Below are 21169 nucleotides of genomic sequence, written 5' to 3'. Positions count from 1 at the left end.
GATTGTCTCGGATTGCGGAACATTTAATGGACTATAAAAAGATTGTTCGATCCGATTTGTGCGCGTACATTTCAGGTCCGCGCCAATGTTTGAGAAATATCAAGCGTGGTTTTCCCGAATCCGGTGTTCGAGAGAAGGAAACATGCACAACGACAACACTCCCCACTCGCGTCGCTCGGGCGACGCAGCCGTAACAGGCATCACACGGCGTCAATGGCTGCAGGGCGCACTGGCGCTGACGGCGGCGGGCCTCACGGGCTCGCTGGCGTTGCGGGCCCTGGCCGACGATCCCGGCACCGCGCCGCTCGATACGTTCATGACGCTCTCCGAAGCAGTGACAGGCAAGAAGGGGTTGAGCCGCGTGCTCGGCCAGCGCTTCCTGCAGGCGCTGCAGAAGGGTTCGTTCAAGACGGCCGACAGCCTGTCGCAACTCGCCGGCGCACTCGCGTCCGGTTCGCTGAATCCCGACCAGGAAGCACTCGCGCTGAAGATTCTTGAAGCGTGGTATCTCGGCATCGTCGACAACGTCGTGATTACCTACGAAGAAGCACTAATGTTCAGCGTCGTATCCGATACGCTCGTGATCCCGTCGTATTGCCCCAACAAACCCGGCTTCTGGGCCGAAAAACCGATCGAGAGGCAAGCCTGATGGCCGATACCGATACGCAAAAGGCCGACGTCGTCGTCGTCGGCTCGGGTGTCGCAGGCGCGATCGTTGCGCACCAGCTCGCGATGGCGGGCAAGTCCGTGATCCTGCTGGAAGCCGGCCCGCGCATGCCGCGCTGGGAAATCGTCGAGCGCTTCCGCAACCAGGTCGACAAGACCGATTTCATGGCGCCGTACCCGTCGAGCGCGTGGGCGCCGCATCCGGAATACGGCCCGCCGAACGACTACCTGATCCTGAAGGGCGAGCACAAGTTCAACTCGCAGTACATCCGCGCGGTGGGCGGCACGACGTGGCACTGGGCCGCGTCGGCGTGGCGCTTCATCCCGAACGACTTCAAGATGAAGACCGTGTACGGCGTCGGCCGCGACTGGCCGATCCAGTACGACGACCTCGAGCATTACTACCAGCGCGCCGAAGAGGAACTCGGCGTGTGGGGCCCGGGCCCCGAGGAAGACCTGTACTCGCCGCGCAAGGAGCCGTACCCGATGCCGCCGCTGCCGTTGTCGTTCAACGAGCAGACGATCAAGAGCGCGCTCAACGGCTATGACCCGAAGTTCCACGTGGTGACCGAGCCGGTCGCGCGCAACAGCCGCCCGTACGACGGCCGGCCGACCTGTTGCGGGAACAACAACTGCATGCCGATCTGCCCGATCGGCGCGATGTACAACGGCATCGTGCACGTCGAGAAGGCCGAGCAGGCCGGCGCGAAGCTGATCGACAGCGCGGTCGTCTACAAGCTCGAGACCGGGCCGGACAAGCGCATCACCGCCGCGGTCTACAAGGACAAGACGGGCGCCGACCATCGCGTCGAGGGCAAGTACTTCGTGATCGCCGCGAACGGTATCGAGACGCCGAAGATCCTGCTGATGTCCGCGAACCGCGATTTCCCGAACGGTGTCGCGAACAGCTCGGACATGGTCGGTCGCAACCTGATGGACCACCCGGGCACCGGCGTGTCGTTCTACGCGAGCGAGAAGCTGTGGCCGGGCCGCGGCCCGCAGGAGATGACGTCGCTGATCGGTTTCCGCGACGGCCCGTTCCGCGCGACCGAAGCCGCGAAGAAGATCCACCTGTCGAACATGTCGCGCATCAACCAGGAAACGCAGAAGATCTTCAAGGCCGGCAAGCTGATGAAGCCCGAGGAGCTCGACGCGCAGATCCGCGACCGTTCCGCGCGCTACGTGCAGTTCGACTGCTTCCACGAAATCCTGCCGCAACCCGAGAACCGCATCGTGCCGAGCAAGACGGCCACCGACGCGGTCGGCATCCCGCGCCCCGAGATCACGTATGCGATCGACGACTACGTGAAGCGCGGCGCCGTGCACACGCGCGAGGTCTATGCGACCGCCGCGAAGGTGCTGGGCGGCACCGAAGTCGTCTTCAACGACGAGTTCGCGCCGAACAACCACATCACGGGCGCGACGATCATGGGCGCGGATGCACGCGACTCGGTCGTCGACAAGGACTGCCGCACGTTCGACCATCCGAACCTGTTCATCTCGAGCAGCTCGACGATGCCGACCGTCGGTACGGTGAACGTGACGCTGACGATCGCGGCGCTGGCGCTGCGGATGTCGGACACGCTGAAGAAGGAAGTCTGACCGTGCGGAAATCTACTCTCACCTTCCTCCTTGCCGGCTGCCTCGCGCTGCCGGGTCTCGTACGCGCGGCCGATGCGGCCGATCCGGCGCTGGTCAAGCGCGGCGAATATCTCGCGGTCGCGGGCGACTGCATGGCGTGCCACACCGCGAAGGGCGGCAAGCCGTTCGCGGGCGGTCTCGGCATGCCGGTCCCGATGCTCGGCAAGATCTACACGAGCAACATCACGCCCGATCCCGAGACGGGCATCGGCAACTGGTCGGCCGAGGACTTCGAGCGCGCGGTGCGTCACGGCGTGTCGAAGAACGGCGACAACCTGTATCCGGCGATGCCGTACGTGTCGTACGCGAAGATCAACGACGACGACGTGCAGGCGCTGTACGCGTACTTCATGCACGGCGTCGAGCCGGTCAAGCAGGCGCCGCCGAAGAACGAGATCCCCGCGTTGCTGAGCATGCGCTGGCCGCTGAAGATCTGGAACTGGCTGTTCCTGAAGGAGGGCGCGTACGCACCGAAGCCGGTGCAGAGCGCCGAGTGGAACCGCGGCGCGTACCTGGTCCAGGGGCTGGCGCACTGCAGCACGTGCCACACGCCGCGCGGCATCGCGATGCAGGAGAAGTCGCTCGACGAGACGGGCGGCAGCTTCCTGTCGGGCTCGGTGCTCGCGGGCTGGGACGGCTACAACATCACGTCCGACGCCAATGCGGGGATCGGCGGCTGGACCCAGCAGCAGCTCGTCCAGTACCTGCGCACCGGCAGCGTGCCGGGCCTCGCGCAGGCGGCCGGCCCGATGGCCGAGGCGATCGAGCACAGCTTCTCGAAGATGACGGAAGCCGACATCGGCGCGATCGCGACGTACATTCGCACGGTGCCGGCCGTCGCCAGCGGCGATGCGAAGCAGTCGCGCGCGTCGTGGGGCAAGCCGGCCGAAGATGGCCTGACGCTGCGCGGCGTCGCGCTCGCGTCGTCGGGCATCGATCCGGCCCGGCTCTATCTCGGCAACTGCGCAACCTGTCACCAGATGCAGGGCAAGGGCACGCCGGACGGCTATTACCCGCCGCTGTTCCACAACTCGACGGTCGGCGCGTCGAATCCGACCAACCTCGTGCAGGTGATCCTGAACGGCGTGCAGCGCAAGGCCGGCAGCGAGGACGTCGGGATGCCGGCGTTCCGCCACGAGCTGTCGGATGCGCAGATCGCCGCGCTGACGAACTACCTGACCGGGCAGTTCGGCAATCCGGCCGCGAAGGTGACCGAGCAGGACGTCGCGAAGCTGCGTTGATGCGGCGCGTGACGAAGCAGGGCGATAACTGACAAGAGGAGGAGCACAGCACATCGGGTCGTTGCCCGATGCCGGTTGTTGCAGAGCGGGGCGGGCGGCGCAGGCGGCCGCCCGTCCTGGTTCATTCGCAATCCGGTGCGCCGGGCGTGTTTTCGCCATGCGCATCGCTTTCGTTGATCGACACCATGACACCGAACCAACCGTTTCTCGCGTCCCAGCGCGATGTGCTGCTGCTGCTTGCCCGGATCCTGCTCGTGATCCTGTTCGTCATGTTCGGCTGGAAGAAGATCGTCGACTTCCCCGGGACCATCGCGTTCATGGGTTCAGAAGGCGCGCCCGCGCCGATCATCTCCGCCGCGATTTCCGTCGTGATGGAGCTGTTCGTCGGGATCGCGATCCTGGTCGGTTTCCAGACGCGGGCGCTCGCGCTGCTGCTGGCGCTCTATACGATCGGCACCGGCATCATCGGCCACCACTACTGGACGATGACGGGCGGCGAGCAGATCAACAACATGATTCATTTCTACAAGAACATCGCGATCGCAGGCGGCCTGCTCGCGCTTTGTGCGGCAGGCCCCGGTCGTTTTTCGATCGATCGCGGATAAACGGACCCGGGGCGCGCGCATGGGGCACGCGCTGGAAGGTCGAGACTCCGAGGGGGCATCATTTTGCGACTCAAACATTTCGCATGGCTGATCGCGGCTGCCACACCGGCGGCCGCTTTTGCACAGACGAGCGTCACGCTGTACGGCCGCGTCGACGGCGGCATCGAATACCTGAACCACATCGCGAAGCCGAATGGCGGCAGCGGGACCCGCTGGAGCGCCGAAAGCGGCGACTGGGGCACCAGCATGTTCGGGCTGAAGGGCATCGAGGATCTCGGCGGCGGGCTGTCGACGGTCTTCAACCTCGAAACCGCGTTCCAGGTGATGAACGGCCAGACCGGCGGCGGCCGCATGTGGTCGCGTCGCGCGTACGTCGGGCTGAAGAGCAACACGTGGGGCCAACTGCAGGCCGGCCGCAACCTGTTCATCGACAGCGACGGCGTGTGGGAATTCGACCCGTTCGTGCAGCAGGCGTTTTCGTCGGCCTCGCTCGTGCGCGGCCGTAACTGGCAGCAGACCAGCAACAACATCGAATATCACAGCCCGGTGATCGGCGGCTTCGACGTGCAGGCGCAATACGCGTTCGGAAACCAGTCGCGCGGCTTCAACTACGGTGCGGCCGACGATTTTGGCCGCTCGGACGGGATCATGATCTCGTACCACTCGCCGTTGCTCGACGTGCGCGGCATCTACGACGAACTGCGCGACAACAACGGCAAGTTCAGCAACATCTTCACCGCGTCGCGCGAGTATTTCGTCGGCGCGAACGTGAAGGTGTCGAAGTTCAAGATCCAGGGCGCGTATACGCATTACCAGGCGCCGGATAGTCCGGCCGGTGTCGCCGATCGGGCCGATCACTACTGGCTCGGCGCGACTTACACCGCGACGCCGCAGTGGGCGGTGACGGGCGGCGGGTACTACGTGAAGGTGGGCGATGGCGGCGGCGATGCGTCGCACGATCCTTCGGGCCACGCGATGATGTACGTGCTCGGCACGACGTACAACCTTTCGAAGCGGACGTTCCTGTATGGGACGGTTGCGTATGTGCGCAACGGCGGGAATTCGAATTTCTCGCTGCTCGCGACGCCGCGGGATGCGACGTCGGGGACGAGCCCGATGACGGGCGAGTCGCAGACGGGGGCGTATGTGGGGATGATGCATACGTTCTGAACGCGCGGGGCGCCGGAGGTACAAAAGGCACGGGTGCAAGCCCGTGCCTTTTTGCGTTTACGCCGCTTGCCGGATCGCTGCCGTGCCGACCTTCAGTACATCGCGCCGGACTCAAAAGACGAGATACGAGTACGGCAGAACGTTCGTTGTGTAATCTTGACGCCCATGGCAACGCATACAGGAATCTCTTTCACATGAAGGATCTGGCCGCATTGGAAAAAATTGCCCGAGTCGACGACCTTAGGCTGGTTGTCGAGCGGGATGGCACGTTCGTCGCCGAGGCTCGTACCTCGCATGAAAGGGTGTTCGTCAAGGCGACGACGGATAAGGCGGCTTTCGACCGGCAGTGTGAAATCCTGGCGGCGCTCGAAGCGAGTTCTTTCACACCGAAAATATTGGAGAAGGCCGTTTGGGATGACTATGCGGTCGTCGTCCTGAGCGCCATTCCGGGCAATCAGCTTGATCATGTTTTGAAAAGCGCCGGGAGGGAGACGAAACTTCGGCTCGTTGAGGCTGCCGGTGCGGCTCTCGGGCAGCTTCATCGCGCGATCACGCCGTCCCGCTTGTTGGCGATGAAATTCTGGCAGCAGCGTGATGGGACGTTGGGGCAAACCGTCGAGTGGCGTGCTCATCTTGAAGGGATGGTTTCGAAGTGGATGTCACGCTTGAACCGGGCTGCCCCAGACTACTCCGAATACCGCATCCAGCTGGATCAACTTCTTCATTCCGGTGCCGGTTTGCGTGAGCCCTCCGATATCCGGCTGCTGCATTGCGACTACATCGGAAGAAATATCCTGGTCGACGCCGATGATTGCGTTTCCGGGATTCTGGATTTCGACGCCGCGCGCATTGGAGATGCAACCTATGATCTGGCGAAGATTGTCTGGGTGGATATGGATTTTTCCGACCAGACGCTGCGGCGTGCCTTTCTCGCAGGCTGGGAGAAAACGTACGGTGAGCGGGTTTCTCGAACAGAATTTCTCTACTATGTTGGCGTGCAATGCCTCGCGGCCATCGCCTGGACGGACAAGAACGCTCCGCTCGACAGCTCGAATGCTTTTCGATCAACGGCGATCCGGACGTTGAGCGAAGTGGTTGGAGAACTGTAATTCAATTGGCCTGTTGTCGGGTTCGAGCGGTGCCGACCGGGAAATCATCGTGCAAATCAAGAACAAGGTACTTGTCTATCTTACGTGGCGAGATAGGTTGCTCACTTTTACGCAACCCAGGTTCCCGGAGGCCGGAAGGCAGGTGGTCGCCGGCACGATGAACCGGGAAGAAATGCCGGTAGCCGCTGCGCTACGCGAGCTACGGGAGGAAAGTGGCATCGACGATGCCCGAGTCGTGCGAGTCCTTGGCGACTACTTTTATTCGATGACGAAATTCGGACGAAGCGAGATCCAGCACCGGCATGTCGTGCATGTCACGGTGAGCGACACGCGTGCAATGAACGCGCAGTGGTCGCATTTCGAAACCGATCCAAGTTCCGGTGGAGAGCGAATTGAATTCAGTTTTCAGTGGCTTCCCCTTTTTGGAACAGAAATCGCGCTGATCGGTGGGCACGATTTTTTCGTGCCCATGCTGAAACACTTCATGCGCGAGCATTCGGATGTGTGATTGAACCGAGACTGATGTCAAAACCCGCACAGCTCCGTCGTCGTCAGCGTCGCAAACGGACCCCCAAGCGTCGCGTTGTGATGCGCGACGATCCGCTCGGCAGGCAGTTCCGGCGTGTCCATGCAGGTGTGCGCATCGGTCACGAGCACCGCGCGAAAGCCGTGATCAACGGCCGCACGGCAGGCCGTGTCGACGCAGTACTGCGTCTTCATTCCCGCGATGACGATCTCGCCGATGCCGGCCTCTCGCAGCCATTCGGCGAGCCGCGTACCGGCGAAGCTGCTCGACTGCGCCTTGTCGAACACGATGTCACGCTTCATATCGATTGCGAGTTCCGGCACCAGCGCGGTCGGCGGGGAACCGGGTGCAATCGGCGAACCGGCGGGCCCGGTGTGGCGCACGGCGAACACCGGCGCACCGGCTTCATGCGCGCGACCGATCAACCGGTTGATGTTCGCGAGCACGCGTTCGCCGTCGTACGGATGCTCGGGGCCATGAAACAGGCCAACCTGCATGTCGATGACGAGCAGTGCACGTTTCGGGGAACAGACTTCTGGCATTGCGTTTCTCCTGAGTGACCGATACGGACGGAGAAACGACAAGACCCCGTCCGGAACCGGCGGGGCCTGTGAGGGATGGCGCTACGACCTGGCGCGCACTCGCCGCACGAGCCCGCCGAAGGCGGTCGTGCGCGTCGTGGTAGAGAGGGTGGTCGTGATGTGGCGCATGGATCGATCATGCCCGATGCGCGCGCGCCACGTCAATCGCGCATCGGCCACCAGTCAGTCGAGTGCCTTCCCGGCCTTTTCATCCATGCACCGCACGGCAAGCAGCGTCATCGCGCCGCACCCGATCGCATACCACGCAGGCGCATTCGGATTCCCGGTCGCCGCGATCAGCCACGTGACGAAGAATTGCGCGAAGCCGCCGAAGATCGCGACGCCGACGCTGTACACGAGCGCGCCGCCGGTGGCGCGCACCGCACGCGGGAACAGTTCGCCGAGCATCGCGCCCGTCGCGCCGATGTTGATCGCATGCACGATCGACAGCGCGGCGATGATCGACAGCAGCGATGCGGCGCCCGGCCAGCGGTTCAGTGCGATGAACGCCGGGTAGATCGCGGCCATCAGCACGATGCGCGTCCACCAGACGATCCGGTTGCGCCCGTAGACGTCGGACAGGTAGCCGCCGATCGGCGTCACGAGCATCAGGATCGCGCCCGCGACGCAGCCGGCCGTCATCGACAGCCACGTCGGCAGGTGCAGCACCTGCACGCCGTAGATCGCCATGTAGAACACGATGATGTAGTGGATCGACGTGCCGCCGATCGTCACGCCGAGGCCGGCGAACACGGCCTTGCCGTGATGGCGCAGCACGTCGGCCAGCGGCAGCGATGCAACCGGCTCGTCGTGCGCGGCGGCAGGCGCGGCGGCCGGCACTTCCTCGACGGTGCGGCGCAGCCAGTAGCCGAGCGGCACGAACAGCGTGCCGATGATGAACGGCACGCGCCAGCCCCAGCTTTCGAGCTGCGCGGCATTCAGCGTCGACGTCAGCGCGACGCCGGTCAGCGCGCCGGCGAGTGCGGCGAGCCCCTGGCTCGAGAACTGGAACGATGCGTAGAAGCCGCGACGATGCTGCGGCGCCTGTTCGAGCAGCAGCGTCGTCGACGCGCCGACTTCGCCGCCCGACGCGAACCCCTGCAGCAGGCGCGCGAGCACGAGCAGCAGCGGCGCGGCGAGCCCGATCTGCGCGAAGGTCGGCGCGACCGCGATCGTCGCGGTGCCGAGCGCCATCAGCAGCAGCGTGAGGATCATCGCCTTCTTGCGGCCGGCGCGGTCGGCATACATGCCGATCACGAGCCCGCCGAGCGGGCGCGTGACGAAGCCGACGCCGAAGCTTGCGACCGCGAGCATCAATTGCCCGAACGGCGAATGCACGGGAAAGAACAGCTTGCCGATCAGGATCGCGAAGAAGCTGTAGACCGTGAAGTCGTAGAACTCGAGCGCGTTGCCGACGGCGGCGGCCGCGATCAGCCGGCGCTTCTTCGCGGCGGCGCGTGCATCGACCGGCGTGCCGGCGAACGAAAGGGCGGACGTTTCCATGTGGGACTCCCCGTTGGGCGCGAAACGATGGGGTGAAGGGCCATCAGGCCGCGAGCCAGGCTTCGGCGATGCGAACCCAGTAGCTCGCGCCGATCGCGAGGATGTCGTCGTTGAAGTCGTAGCCGGGGTTGTGCACCATGCAGCCGCCCTTGCTGCCGATCCCGTTGCCGATGAACGCGTAGCAGCCGGGGCGCGCTTCGAGCATGAACGCGAAATCCTCGCTGCCCATCAGCGGCGCGGCGTCGGACTCGACGCGTTCGGCGCCGAGCATCTGGCGCGCGATGTCGGCCGCGAACGCGGTCGGCTCCGCGTGATTGACGAGCACCGGGTAGCCGTAGTCGTAGTCGACTTCCGCCGTGACGCCGAAGCTTTCCGCCTGGCCTTTCGCGAGTGCTTCGATGCGGCGTGCGAGCAGCGCGCGCACGTCGGCGTTCAGCGCGCGTACCGACAGCTTCATCGTGACGGTTTCGGGAATGATGTTGAACGTCTCGCCGGCCTGCACGCTGCCGACCGTGATCACGGCCGCATGCTGCGCATCGACCTCGCGTGCGACGATCGTCTGCAGCGCGACCATGATGCTGCCCGCGGCCGACATCGGATCGCGCGCGAAATGCGGCATCGCGCCGTGGCCGCCGACACCGCGCAGCGTGATCGTCACGCGATCGGCGGACGCCATCGCGGCACCGGTGCGGAAGGCCATGTCGCCGGCCGCGCGGCCCGGCATGTTGTGGATCGCGAAGATCGCGTCGCACGGGAAGCGGTCGAACAGGCCATCGTCCATCATCGCCTTCGCGCCGCCGAAGTTTTCCTCGGCCGGCTGGAAGATCAGGTTCAGCGTGCCGGAGAACTGGCGCGTGGCCGCGAGGTGGCGCGCCGCGCACAGCAGCATCGCGGTGTGGCCGTCGTGGCCGCACGCATGCATCTTGTTCGCGTGGCGGCTCGCGTACGGCAGGCCCGTGGTTTCCGCGAGCGGCAGTGCATCCATGTCGGCGCGCAGCCCGACCGTGCGCGTGCCTTGCCCTTCGCGCAGCACGCCGACCACCCCCGTCTTGCCGATGCCGCGATGCACTTCATACCCCCAGCCGGCGAGCAGCTCGGCGACGAGATCGCTCGTGAGCGTCTCCTCGAACGCGAGCTCCGGGTTAGCGTGAATGCGACGGCGCACTTCGACCAGCTCGGGTGCGATCGCGGCGATACCGGGGATGACGGGGTTCACGGCTTGCAGCATGGTGTCTCCTGTGGGGCACGTGGGGCGGTTGACGCACCGATGACGAGCAAGCATATAAATTTCTTTTGTGTACCAGAAGCTGATAAATTGCTTTGGTGCTCACCACCGGTTGCCGCTCGGGAATACCCTGAGCGGGCGTGTGCCGCGCAGCACAGGGTTTCCACGGATCACGCGTCGCCGCCATGAAATACCATCAGCTGAAAGCGTTCGTCACCGTCGCGGAAGAGGGGAGCATTCGCGCGGCCGCGCGGCGCCTGAACGTGTCGCCGGCGGCGTTGACGAAGGCGGTCAAGGAACTGGAGATCGCGCTCGGCGTGTCGCTCGTCGTGCGCACCGCGCGCGGCGTGCAGCTCACCGCGTTCGGCCAGCAGTTGCAGGTGCGCGCGCGGCTGATCGTCGCCGAAATGCAGCGCGCCCGCGATGACATCGAGCAGGCGCAGGGCGCGATGACGGGCTCCGTCGCGGCGGCGATCACGCCGGCCGCCGCGGTGACGATCCTGCCCGACGCGTTTCGCGCATTCCGGCGCCGCTTCCCGGTGGCGCGCGTCAACCTGATCGAAGGGTTTCCGGGCGTCGCGCTGCCGCGCCTGCACGATGGCTCACTCGATTTCGCGGTGGCCGTCGTCGTGCCCGAACTGCTCGCAGCCGAATTCGATCACGCGGAACTCTATGCGAGCCGGTCGCTGATCGTCGCCCGCAAGGGGCATCCGCTCGCGTCGGCCACGTCGCTCGCCGATCTCGTCGAAGCCGACTGGTTGATGAACCCGTCGCCGGAAAGCTCGACGCAGGTGCTGTTCAATTCGTTCGTCGCCTACGGGCTGCCGGTGCCGGCGCGCGTCGTCGAGTGCCCGAGCTTCGGGCTCGCGCGCAGTTTGATGATGGAGTGCGACCTGATCGCGTCGATGCCCGAGCAATTGTTGCAGGCCGAATGGGCGCGCGACCAGCTCGCGGTGCTACCGATCCGCGAGCGCCTGCCGGGCGTCTCGGTGCAGGTCATCACGCGTCGCGACAGCCCGCTGACGCCGGCAGCGGCGATGCTGCTCGACTGCCTGCGTGATTCCGCGCGGCGCAAGGGGCTGCGGTGAACCGGCGCCCGCGGGTGGCGCTCTTCAATGCATCGTCATCCTGACGATTATCCGTGCGGCGTTGCCGTCGTTTGACGGACACGCGGCTTGCGCAGCGGGCACGCCATTCCGGCGCATGCCGCGCGAGCCGGTATCATAGCGGCCGGCCCGCCGCTCCGGCCGGCCTCCAACCACATCGCCATCCGGCATCCAGCAATCAGAGGCATTTCATGACCAGTGCAACCCAATTCGACAACGTATCGGTCGTCAAGCGCGCGAACGTCTATTTCGACGGCAAGTGCGTGTCGCATACCGTGCTCTTCCCGGACGGCACGCGCAAGACGCTCGGCGTGATCCTGCCGTGCGCGCTCAACTTCGGCACGGACGCCCCCGAATTGATGGAAGTGCAGGCCGGCAAGTGCCGCGTGAAGCTCGACGGCAGCAGCGAATGGCAGACCTACGGCGCGGGCGAATCGTTCTCGGTGCCGGGCAAGAGCCGCTTCGACATCGAAGTGCTCGAGACGCTCGATTACGTCTGCAGCTACCTGTAACACGCAGCCGCGCTGCAAAAGAAAAGCCCCGCCGAAGCGGGGCGTGTCGCAAGCGGATGGCGCCCAGGCCATCCGAAGCGCCTGTTCTCGTTACAGGCAGGCGTTGATGTCGCCGGCCGACGATGCATCGCCGCCGCGGAAACCCACCCAGGTTTTCGCATTCGCGGCGTTGGCCGGGCGCACGACGGCGGCAGCGCCATTCGGCGGCTGCTGGCCCGGCGCATACACGGCCATGGCGAGGCCGTTCGCGAGTTCATACTGCGACGTCACTTGCTGCTGCGACTTGTCGGCCCAGGTCTTCGCGATGCACTGCGCGACCTCGTCGGCGGGTTTCTGGCTTTGTCCCACGTTCTGCAGGGCAGAATCGGCTGCATGAGCAGAAAATGCCACGGTCAATGCGATGAGCGGTAAGTATTTCGCGTTCACGTTATCTCCCTCGAGTCGTGATTGATTGAGTGGGATGCGCAGCACAGGACTGCGTACAAGTGAGATTGCATCGGCGGAGCACGGTTCCGGCTATTCCGAAACAAGTTGTTAACGCGCTTGCCAAATGGCGGCTCCGATGCTCTGCACGTTGCTGCGGCGCGGCATACATCGTGTGCGGCACGACGTCATGCGCTGCATGGTCGGCGCGCTGCCCGGTCGTGTGGTGACGTGACGGTCGCGGCGAACGGCATGTGTGTGCATGCCGTGCCGTGACTCTTTATTGGATCGCGAAGTGGAATGGCTAGTTGGATGGCCCCGTCGCATGAGCACCATGATGACAAACTTTCGCCCGTCGAATTGTTAACCAACTTTAAACACGGGAAGCGGCGGAATGCGATGCGGCACGCGCGGGGCGTGCCGCATCGAGCGGAAGCGGTGACGCGAGCAGGGCGTGCGCGGCGAGAGTGCCGCGCAATGCAGTGAGTCAACCGGCCTTGCGCGTGCCGATGTCGCGGAGGTTGGCCGGGACGATCGGGCGGAAGCGTTCACGCTTCTGTTCGTCGTCGAAGTGCTGGAGTGCGGGCTTGATCAGGTCGCTGCGCGACACGATGCCCGTGATGCGCATCGATTGCTCGTCGTCGACGACCGGCAGGCGTTCGAGGCCGAGCATCGCGAGTCGCGACGCGACGACGCGGCATGTTTCGTGTGCCTGCGCGACCGCCGGCGCGCGCTCGGCGAATGCGGCCGCGATCGGCGTGTTGGCCGCGGCCTGGGCGCGTTGCGCGTCGAGCGTCGCGCGATCGACGAGACCGAGCAGGCGGCCGTTCTGCACGACCGGGTACGCACGGTGCGTCTGCTTCGCGCCGAAGTACTGCGACTCGACGGCCTCGAGCGTTGCTGCGCCGTCGATCGCGACGAGCCGGTCGGCCGACGTCATCACTTCGCCGATGTCGTGCCGCTCGAGCGGATCGACGCCGTATTCGCGATAGATGTGATAACCGCGGCGCGCGATCTTTTCCGTCATGATCGAGCGCTTCATCACGACGGTCGCGAAGCCGTGCGCGACGAGCGTCGCCGCGAGCAGCGGCAGCAACGCATTCGCGTCGTGCGTGAGGCCGAACGCGAACACGATCGCGGTCAGCGGGGCGCCGAGCGTGGCGCCCAGCGTCGCGGCCATGCACACCAGCGGCCATAGCGCCGGGTCGCCGCCCGGCAGCATCGGCGACAGCACGGTGCCGAGGCCGGCGCCGAGCATCAGCAGCGGGGCGAGCACGCCGCCCGACGTGCCCGAGCCGAGCGCGATCACCCACATCACGGCCTTCACGATCAGCAGCGCGAGCGCGATCTTCAATGCGATGTGCTGATGCAGCAGGTCGCCGATCACGTCGTAGCCGACACCGAGCGCGCGCGGCTCGAGCCAGCCGCCGATGCCGATCACGATCGCGCCGAGCGCGGGCCACCACATCCAGTGCACCGGCAGCTTCGCGAAGGTGTCCTCGACGCGATACAGCGCCGCCGACAGGCCGCACGCGAGCATGCCCGACAGCAGGCCCGCGACGATGCACGACAGCAGCGCGACGGGCGTTGGTGCGGCCGTGGTCAACGGAAACAGCGGATCGACGCCGAAGAACACGGCGCGGGCGAAACCGGCCACTGCGCAGGCGAGCGCGACCGGCAGGAAACTGCGCGGGCGCCATTCGAACAGCAGCAGTTCGACCGCGAGCAGCACGGCGGCGACCGGCGTGCCGAACACGGCCGTCATGCCGGCGGCCGCACCGGCGACGAGCAGCGTCTTGCGCTCGGCGGCGGTGACGTGCACGCACTGCGCGATCAGCGAGCCGAGTGCGCCGCCCGTCATGATGATCGGGCCTTCGGCGCCGAACGGGCCGCCGCTGCCGATCACGACGCCCGACGACAGCGGCTTGAGGATCGCGACCTTCGGCGACATGCGGCTCTTGCCGAACAGGATCGCCTCGATCGCTTCCGGAATGCCGTGGCCGCGGATCTTTTCCGAACCGAAACGCGCCATCAACCCCACGATCAACCCGCCGATCACCGGCACGACGATCACCCACGCGCCCAGCGCGTGGTTCGCCGGCGAGCGATCGGCGAACGAGAACTGCTGGAAGAAGAACAGGTTCGTGAACAGGTGGATCAGGCTCAACAGCACGAATGCGGCCAGCGTGCTGAGCAGGCCGATCCCGGCGGCGAGCAACGCGATCCTGGGCAGGCGGTCGTTGGTCGCGAAATCGCGTTTGTGGGGTGCGTTCATCGGTGTGGAAAGAGCAGGGGTCAGTAATCGATCCGGGGAACCTGGAACGCGTCCTTGAGCGACTTCAGCTCGGCGCGATGCATGGCCGCGAGACGCGCGAGCAGCGTTTCGCCGGCTGGCTCGAGGTGGACTTCGACCTGGCGGCGATCCGCTTCGCTCGTCTTGCGCTTCACGAGGCCGAGCGCTTCGCAGCGCGTGACCAGCGCGACGACGCCGTGATGCTGCGCCTGCAGGCGTTCCGCGAGTTCGCCGATGGTCGCCCATTCGCGATGCGGATAGCCCTTGATGTGCAGCAGCAGCAGGTATTGCAGCGGCGTCACGCCTTCGCTTTGCGCGGCGCGTTCGGAGAAGCGCTCGAAGCGGCGCATCTGGTAGCGGAACTCGGACAGTTGCTGGAAATCGCCTTTCGTCAGCGCGCGTCGGGTATCGTTCATCGGGGCGGTCGGACAGTCAGTTTCGGTAGCGATGAATATATCACAACATGATATAAATGGTCGAATGGGGGCGAATAAAATGCACTCCGCGTTGTGTCGGCGCGTTACGCGCGTCGCATGCGCTACGCGGCCTCGAGCATTTGCGTCTGGCGATAGAGGCCCGTGACGAGATCCGTCTGCGTAATGATCCCGACGAGCCGGCGCGATGCATCGACGACCGGAATGTGGTGGTGGCCCGAATGCGTAAACAGCGGGACAAGCGCGGTGATCGGCATCGTTTCCGGCACGCACGCGACGTCGCGCGTCATCACGGTGGCGACGCTCGCCGGCTGGCCACCGAACGATTGCGGCAGCCGTGCCGACAGGCGCTGCCACAGCGGGGTCGGACGGCGCAGCTGGCGCGTGAGGTCGGCGCGCGTGACGATGCCGGTCAGGCGGCCTTCGCCGTCGACGACCGGCAGCGCCTTCACGCGGTGGCGGTCGAGCAGCGTGAGCGCGGCCGTCACCGACGTCGACGGCGCGACTTCGATCGCATGCTTCGTCATCAGGTCGGCGCACGAGAGTTGGCCGAAGGTGCGCGTATAAGCCTGCATCTCGGTTTCGCGCAGCAGCGCTTCGAGGTCGTCCGGATCGACGTCGAGCCATTCGCCGCGGCGCTTCAGCACGGCATCGAGGTCGCCGCGCGTGAAGCCGCCGCGCGCGGGTGCGGCGCCGCCTGCCTGCGGTTTCGCGTCGGGGCGCACGCCGCCGTGCGGGTAGCGGTGCCCCGTCAGCGCGTGATAGGCGAGCGCGGCCGACAGCAGGATGGCCGATTGCAGCGCGATCGGCTCGAGCACGAAACTGAACCCGAGCGCATGGATCGCGGGGCCGCCGACCACGGCCGTGAGCGCGACGGCGCCTGACGGCGGGTGCACGCAGCGCAGCACGAACATGCCGCCGATCGCGCACGCGATCGCGACCGCGGCGGCCGTGATCGGATCGGCGATCCATTGGGCGCACGCGACACCGACCGTCGCCGCGACGAGATTGCCGCCGATGATCGACCACGGTTGCGCGAGCGGGCTCGCCGGCACCGCGAACAGCAGCACGGCCGACGCGCCCATCGGCGCGACGAGCAACGGCACGAGCCCCGGCACGCCGGGCAGCAGCCGCATCGTCACGCCGACCGTCGCGATGCCGACGAGCGCGCCCGTGCACGAACGCAGGCGCTCGCGCCAGCCCAGCGACATCGGATGGGGAATGAAGCTGTGCAGCCATTGCCGCAACGTGCGGCGCGACGAAGGGGAGCCTGACGACATGGACGGTAAGCGGTAAGAGTGACGGCGCGGAGGCGCGCAGCGACAAGCGGCGAATTATATCGTGTTGTGATACAAATTGTCGCGCTGCATCAGGCCGTTGCACGTGCGCGACGCGCGTTGCTTGCAAGAACCTTTCATCGGATGAGAGTTTGCGGGCCGCAGATCCGCGCAAATTTGTCTGCAGCGGCGTACAATTCGGGCCACTGAATCCCCCGTCATGCCAGAACCCCGTACGCGATGCCCGCTCTCCCGCCTTTCTCCCGGCACGGTGATCGATTCGACGTGGTTCGCGGCTGCGTTCCGTTCCCCACCTGACGCGAGCGCTGCCGACGCCTCCCCACTGACTCCCCCAAGCCAATTCAATGGACATGCTCGAAAACATGCGCCTGTTCGTGCGCGTTGTCGAATCCGGCAGTTTTACTGCGGTCGCGAAGGAAATCGACGCGACCACCGCGCAGGTGTCGCGCGCGGTATCGAACCTCGAAGCGCACGTACAGACGCGGCTGCTGCATCGCACGACGCGCCACCTCGGCCTCACCGAAAGCGGCGAACGCTATTTCGAGCGCGCGAAATCGATCCTCGCGGAGATCGACTACGCGAACGCGGAGGCGCGCAATGCACTGCTGCGGCCGAGCGGCAAGATGCGCATCCATGCGATGACGGGGCTCGGGCAGAGTCATGTCGTGTCGTCGATCGTCCGCTACCAGGAGGACAACCCCGACGTGTCGGTCGAACTGACGCTCGCGCAGCGGATGCCGAATCTCGTCGAGGAGGGCTATGACGTATCGATCGTGACGGCGTCGCAACTGCCCGATTCGGGCTATGTCGCGCAAACCTGTGGCACGAGCTGCAGCGTGCTCGTCGCGTCGCGCGAATACCTGGCGCGCCACGGCACGCCGCAGTCGCCCGACGAATTGCCGAACCACGTGTGCCTGCGGCTCGACACGCCTGCGTCGCCGGCCGGCGAATGGCGGCTCGAGCGCAGCGATGGCGAGGAGGCCGTCTACGAGCTGCAGCCTGCGCCGTTCCAGGTCAACGTGCCGGACGCGCTGTGCGTCGCGGTGCGCGCCGGGCGCGGGATCGCGTGCGTCGCGCTGTATACGGTGCTCGACGACATCCGCGAGGGGCGGCTGATCCGCGTGCTGCCGGAGTACCGGCTGCAGACGGTGAGCGTGTATGCCGTCTACGCGACGCGCCGCTATCTCGACGCGAAGATCCGCACGTTCCTCGACCACCTGCGCACGACGCTCACGCCCGCGCTGGAGAATGACTTGCGCGAACTCGACCGGCTGACGACCGAACTGACGCCGGGCGGCCGCAAGCGCGCGTGACGATCGGCGCGGGCGTGCGCCGCGCGCACCGCTCGGGCCGCGGTAAAGTTCATGCGCGCGACGCGATGCGAATCCGCTCGAAGCGGCCCGCGAGCCACGCGTAGGCGGCAATGCCGAGCAGCCCGTGCGCGGCGACGAACCACAATGCGCCGGCGAACGAGCCGGTGCTGGCGACGAAATAGCCGATCACGAGCGGCGTGACGATCCCGGCGATGTTGCCGAGGCCATTGAACACGCCGCCGCTCAGCCCGACCATGCCTTCCGGCGCGGTGTCGGCGAGCACGGCCCAGCCGACCGCCGCGAGCCCCTTGCCGAAGAACGCGATCGTCATCAGCGCGATCACGACCGCATTCGACGATGCGCCGTTCGCAAGCACGAGCAGCGTCGCCATCGCCATCCCCACGACGAACGGCGTCTTGCGCGCCTTCGACGGGTGCATGCCGCGCCGGATCAGCCAGTCCGACAGCACGCCGCCGAGCACGCCGCCCGTGAAGCCGCAGATCGCCGGCAGCGCGGCGACCCAGCCGGCCTCCATGATCGTCATCCCGCGCCCCTTGATCAGGTAGATCGGGAACCACGTGATGAAGAAGTAGGTGAGTGCCGTGATGCAGTACTGGCCGATGTAGATCGCCCACAGGTTCCGGTGGCGGAACAGTTGCGACACGTCGTGCCACGACACGCGCGGCCGATGGCGCACACGGTTCGCTTCGAGATCGACGAGCGCGCCGTGCGCGCGCAGGTAGTCGCGCTCCGCGTCGCTCACGCGCGGGTGGCCGTGCGGCTCGCGATACCACGCGAACCACAGCGCGGCGAGCGCGATGCCGAGCATCCCCATCCACAGGAACACGTGCTCCCAGCCGAGCGCATGCGTGAGCCATGCCATCGCGGGCGTGAACAGCACGACGGCCATGTACTGCGCGGAATTGAACAGGGCCGACGCCGTGCCGCGTTCGGCGGTCGGGAACCAGCACGCGACGATTCTCGAATTGGCCGGGAACGCCGGCGATTCGACGAGGCCGAGCATGAAGCGCATGACGAACAGCGCGAGCGTGGCGGACGCGCCTTGCACGGCGAGCCAGCCGACCGTGCCCTGCAGCATCGTGAACACCGACCACAGCAGCAGGCTCAGGCCGTACACGCGTCGTGCGCCGAAGCGGTCGAGCAGCCAGCCGCCGGGAATCTGCCCGATCGCATAGGCCCACGCGAACGCGGAAAAGACGATGCCGAGCTGCACGGGCGTCAGCCCGAGGTCGTGCGCGACGCCGGTGCCGGCGATCGACATCGTCGCGCGGTCCGCATAGTTGATGACGGTGACCGCGAAAATCAGCGCGAGGACCGCATAGCGGACGCGGCCGATCGTGCGCGAGGCGGCGGGTGACGCGGCGAGGGCGGCGCCGCTGGATCGATTGGGCATGCGTGTCTCCTGGCCTCCGTCGTGCGGAGGCATCCGGTGTTGTAACGAGGGGCAGCCGTGCGGTGGGCTGCGATCAACGTGTGACGCTGGTCGGCGGGCGCTGGCCCGCGAAGCACGCGGCGAGGTTGGCCAGCACGATCCGGCCCATCTCTTCGCGGGTTTCGCGGGTCGCGCTCGCCCGGTGCGGTTGCACGACGACGCGGTCGAGCTCGAGCAATTCGGCCGGCACGTGCGGCTCGTTCGCGAATACGTCGAGGCCGGCGCCGGCGATCGTGCCGTCGGCGAGTGCGCGAATCAGCGCGGCTTCGTCGACCAGCTTGCCGCGTGCGACATTGATCAGGAATCCTTTTGGGCCGAGCGCGGCGAGCACGTCGGCGGTCACGAGCACGTTGCCGTGATCGGCCGATGCCGCGATCACGAGCACGTCGCTGTCGCGCGCGAGCGCGGCGAGGTCGGGCATGAAGCGATAGCCGCTGTCGCGATGCTCGCGCGGGCCGAAGTAGCTGACGGGCATCCGGAACGCCTGCGCGCGCTGTGCGATCGCGCGGCCGACGCGGCCGAGCCCGACGATGCCGAGCCGCTTGCCGGTCACCTGCGTCGCGAGCGGCTGGGCCGTCTTGCCCCAGCGGCCGGCGCGCACGATGCGCTCGCCGGCGCCGAGGTCGCGCAGTGTCATCAGGATCAGCCCCATCGCCATGTCGGCGACGTCGTCGGTCAGCACGTCGGGCGTCGTCGTCACGTGGATGCCGCGTGCCCGCGCGCGGTCGAGATCGACGGCGTCGGTGCCGATGCCGCTGATCGCGACGATCTCGAGCGCGGGCAGCCGGTCCATCAGCGCGGCGGCGAGGCCGTTCGCGCCGCCGGTCACGACACCGCGAATGCGTGCGGCCACGCGGTCGAGCAACGCGTCCGGCTGCTCGGCCGCATACAGCCGGTGCACGGCGTAACGGGCGGACAGTTCGGCGTCGATGGCGTCGGGAAGCGGCTGGGTGAGGAGGATGTCGATGGTCATGAAGGTCTCGGTCGTCCTGCGCGGTGCGGGCCGTGCCGCGCATCAGGTGCAACCGAGTATAGAAATCGCATCGATATGCGTCTAACATCAAAAGACTATCGATTGATTCAAGAATTGGATGATTGAACTGCACCAGCTTCGCTGTTTCGTCGCGGTCGCCGAGGAGCTGCATTTCGGTCGCGCGGCGCGGCGGCTCTTCATGACCCAGCCGCCGCTCAGCCGGCAGATCCAGTTGCTCGAGCATGCGCTCGGCATCGCGCTGCTCGAACGCAGCAGCCGGCAGGTCAGCCTGACCGCGGCCGGCGAGCGCTTTCTGCGCGACGCACGGCACATCCTCGAATTCTCCGCACGGGCCGAGCAGGCCGCCCAGCGCGTCGCACATGGCGGCGCGGGCCGCATCACGCTCGGCTTCACGGCGGTCAGCGCGTACCGGATGATCCCGATGCTGCTGGCGCACGCCGCGCGCGCGCTGCCGGACGTCGACATCGAATTGCGCGAGATGGTGTCGACCGTACAGATCGATGCGCTGGCCTCGCGGATGCTCGATGCGGGCTTCGTGCGTCAGCGCGCCGCGCGCCAGCCGCTCGAATACCGGCTCGTGCAGCGCGAGCCGATGCTGGTCGCGGTCGCGGAGGGCGCGCCGCTCGCCGCGTGCGAGCGCATCGGCCCCGACGAGCTCGACCGGCAGCCGTTCATCGCGTATTCGCCGAACGAAGGGAAATATTTCCACGACCTGATCTCGGGCCTGTTCGCGAACGCGGGGCGGCTGCCGAACTACCTGCATTACGTCGGGCAGACGCATACGATCCTCGGCCTCGTGCGCGCGGGGCTCGGCGCCGCGCTCGTGCCGGCATCGGCGCGCGAACTGCATGTGGACGGCGTGGTGTTCCGGCCGCTGGCGGGTGCCGACGTGGCGGCCGAGCTGTATCTCGCATGGCGCGCGGACAACGACAACCCGGCGCTGCCGGTGTTCAACGGGATGGTCGAGCGGTTCCTGACCGAGAGCGCCGACGAAGCGGGCGCATAGAGGCGAGGGAGCGACGCGCGAGCGTCTCGCCTGTCTGCCGGGTTTAAAGTCTGTCGTCAGACGATTCGAG

20 protein-coding genes are annotated in these 21169 nt (G+C 66.3%); 11 read left to right on the top strand and 9 right to left on the bottom strand.

Translation table 11 applies throughout. The annotated features are described in order from the left end of the window. The first annotated feature begins 142 nt into the window (after positions 1-142). From CFB41_RS25905 to CFB41_RS25875, 7 genes are all read left to right on the top strand, one after another. Positions 143-649, top strand: coding sequence for a sugar dehydrogenase complex small subunit (locus CFB41_RS25905; protein ID WP_089442267.1), 507 nt, complete (start codon positions 143-145; stop codon positions 647-649). Continuing rightward, complete coding sequence (locus CFB41_RS25900) at positions 649-2268, top strand: GMC family oxidoreductase (protein WP_089442268.1); 1620 nt, start codon at positions 649-651, stop codon at positions 2266-2268. Before CFB41_RS25905 ends, CFB41_RS25900 begins: the two co-directional genes overlap by 1 nt. Before the next feature lie 2 nt (positions 2269-2270). Continuing rightward, entirely contained in the window at positions 2271-3548 is a 1278-nt protein-coding gene (locus CFB41_RS25895; protein ID WP_089458412.1) for a cytochrome c, read from the top strand. Between the two features lie 185 nt (positions 3549-3733). Then, positions 3734-4153: a DoxX family protein gene (locus CFB41_RS25890; RefSeq protein ID WP_089429075.1), complete on the top strand. Its 420-nt coding sequence runs from the start codon at positions 3734-3736 to the stop codon at positions 4151-4153. 63 nt (positions 4154-4216) lie between these two features. Further along, positions 4217-5323 (top strand): porin, encoded by a 1107-nt coding sequence (locus CFB41_RS25885; RefSeq protein ID WP_046548031.1) that lies wholly within the window; start codon positions 4217-4219, stop codon positions 5321-5323. A 194-nt stretch (positions 5324-5517) separates the two neighbouring features. After that, positions 5518-6432, top strand: a complete 915-nt coding sequence (locus CFB41_RS25880) for a phosphotransferase family protein (RefSeq protein ID WP_089458411.1) — start codon at positions 5518-5520, stop codon at positions 6430-6432. A 49-nt stretch (positions 6433-6481) separates the two neighbouring features. Next, complete coding sequence (locus tag CFB41_RS25875) at positions 6482-6940, top strand: NUDIX domain-containing protein (protein ID WP_218828698.1); 459 nt, start codon at positions 6482-6484, stop codon at positions 6938-6940. A gap of 17 nt (positions 6941-6957) precedes the next feature. On the opposite strand, the gene CFB41_RS25870 is transcribed toward CFB41_RS25875, so the two are convergent. The 3 genes from CFB41_RS25870 to CFB41_RS25860 form a co-directional block, all read right to left on the bottom strand. Continuing rightward, positions 6958-7500, bottom strand: coding sequence for a cysteine hydrolase family protein (locus tag CFB41_RS25870; protein ID WP_089458410.1), 543 nt, complete (start codon positions 7498-7500; stop codon positions 6958-6960). A gap of 222 nt (positions 7501-7722) precedes the next feature. Further along, complete coding sequence (locus tag CFB41_RS25865; RefSeq protein ID WP_089458409.1) at positions 7723-9042, bottom strand: MFS transporter; 1320 nt, start codon at positions 9040-9042, stop codon at positions 7723-7725. 43 nt (positions 9043-9085) lie between these two features. Then, a complete protein-coding gene (locus CFB41_RS25860) occupies positions 9086-10270 on the bottom strand; it encodes a M20 aminoacylase family protein (protein ID WP_089458408.1) in 1185 nt (394 codons plus the stop codon). A 182-nt stretch (positions 10271-10452) separates the two neighbouring features. On the opposite strand from CFB41_RS25860, the gene CFB41_RS25855 reads away from it, so the two are divergent. Continuing rightward, positions 10453-11355: a LysR substrate-binding domain-containing protein gene (locus CFB41_RS25855; RefSeq protein WP_046548027.1), complete on the top strand. Its 903-nt coding sequence runs from the start codon at positions 10453-10455 to the stop codon at positions 11353-11355. 209 nt (positions 11356-11564) lie between these two features. Then, complete coding sequence (locus CFB41_RS25850) at positions 11565-11885, top strand: pyrimidine/purine nucleoside phosphorylase (RefSeq protein WP_006478890.1); 321 nt, start codon at positions 11565-11567, stop codon at positions 11883-11885. A gap of 90 nt (positions 11886-11975) precedes the next feature. Here CFB41_RS25850 and CFB41_RS25845 read toward each other — a convergent pair whose 3' ends face one another. From CFB41_RS25845 to CFB41_RS25830, 4 genes are all read right to left on the bottom strand, one after another. Next, the gene (locus CFB41_RS25845; RefSeq protein WP_046196524.1) at positions 11976-12311 is read right to left on the bottom strand and encodes a hypothetical protein; all 336 of its coding nucleotides are present in this window, start codon (positions 12309-12311) and stop codon (positions 11976-11978) included. Between the two features lie 484 nt (positions 12312-12795). Further along, on the bottom strand, positions 12796-14583 hold the full coding sequence (locus CFB41_RS25840; RefSeq protein WP_089458407.1) for a chloride channel protein: 1788 nt from the start codon (positions 14581-14583) through the stop codon (positions 12796-12798). 20 nt (positions 14584-14603) lie between these two features. Continuing rightward, positions 14604-15017 (bottom strand): MarR family winged helix-turn-helix transcriptional regulator, encoded by a 414-nt coding sequence (locus CFB41_RS25835; RefSeq protein WP_089458406.1) that lies wholly within the window; start codon positions 15015-15017, stop codon positions 14604-14606. A 122-nt stretch (positions 15018-15139) separates the two neighbouring features. After that, positions 15140-16315: an HPP family protein gene (locus CFB41_RS25830; protein ID WP_089458405.1), complete on the bottom strand. Its 1176-nt coding sequence runs from the start codon at positions 16313-16315 to the stop codon at positions 15140-15142. 362 nt (positions 16316-16677) lie between these two features. Between CFB41_RS25830 and CFB41_RS25825 the strand changes: the two genes are divergently transcribed. Next, complete coding sequence (locus CFB41_RS25825) at positions 16678-17646, top strand: LysR family transcriptional regulator (protein ID WP_089427284.1); 969 nt, start codon at positions 16678-16680, stop codon at positions 17644-17646. Positions 17647-17695: 49 nt separating this feature from the next. On the opposite strand, the gene CFB41_RS25820 is transcribed toward CFB41_RS25825, so the two are convergent. Together CFB41_RS25820 and CFB41_RS25815 are read right to left on the bottom strand one after the other, a co-directional pair. After that, positions 17696-19060, bottom strand: a complete 1365-nt coding sequence (locus CFB41_RS25820) for an MFS transporter (RefSeq protein WP_089458404.1) — start codon at positions 19058-19060, stop codon at positions 17696-17698. Between the two features lie 73 nt (positions 19061-19133). Next, complete coding sequence (locus CFB41_RS25815) at positions 19134-20072, bottom strand: 2-hydroxyacid dehydrogenase (protein WP_089458403.1); 939 nt, start codon at positions 20070-20072, stop codon at positions 19134-19136. A 118-nt stretch (positions 20073-20190) separates the two neighbouring features. Here CFB41_RS25815 and CFB41_RS25810 point away from each other — a divergent pair, with 118 nt between their 5' ends. After that, complete coding sequence (locus CFB41_RS25810) at positions 20191-21099, top strand: LysR substrate-binding domain-containing protein (RefSeq protein ID WP_089458402.1); 909 nt, start codon at positions 20191-20193, stop codon at positions 21097-21099. Positions 21100-21169: the final 70 nt, after the last annotated feature.

The sequence above is a fragment of the Burkholderia sp. AU33803 genome (assembly GCF_002223095.1).
Taxonomy (GTDB): domain Bacteria; phylum Pseudomonadota; class Gammaproteobacteria; order Burkholderiales; family Burkholderiaceae; genus Burkholderia.
This window is presented reverse-complemented; position numbering and strand designations above follow the sequence as displayed.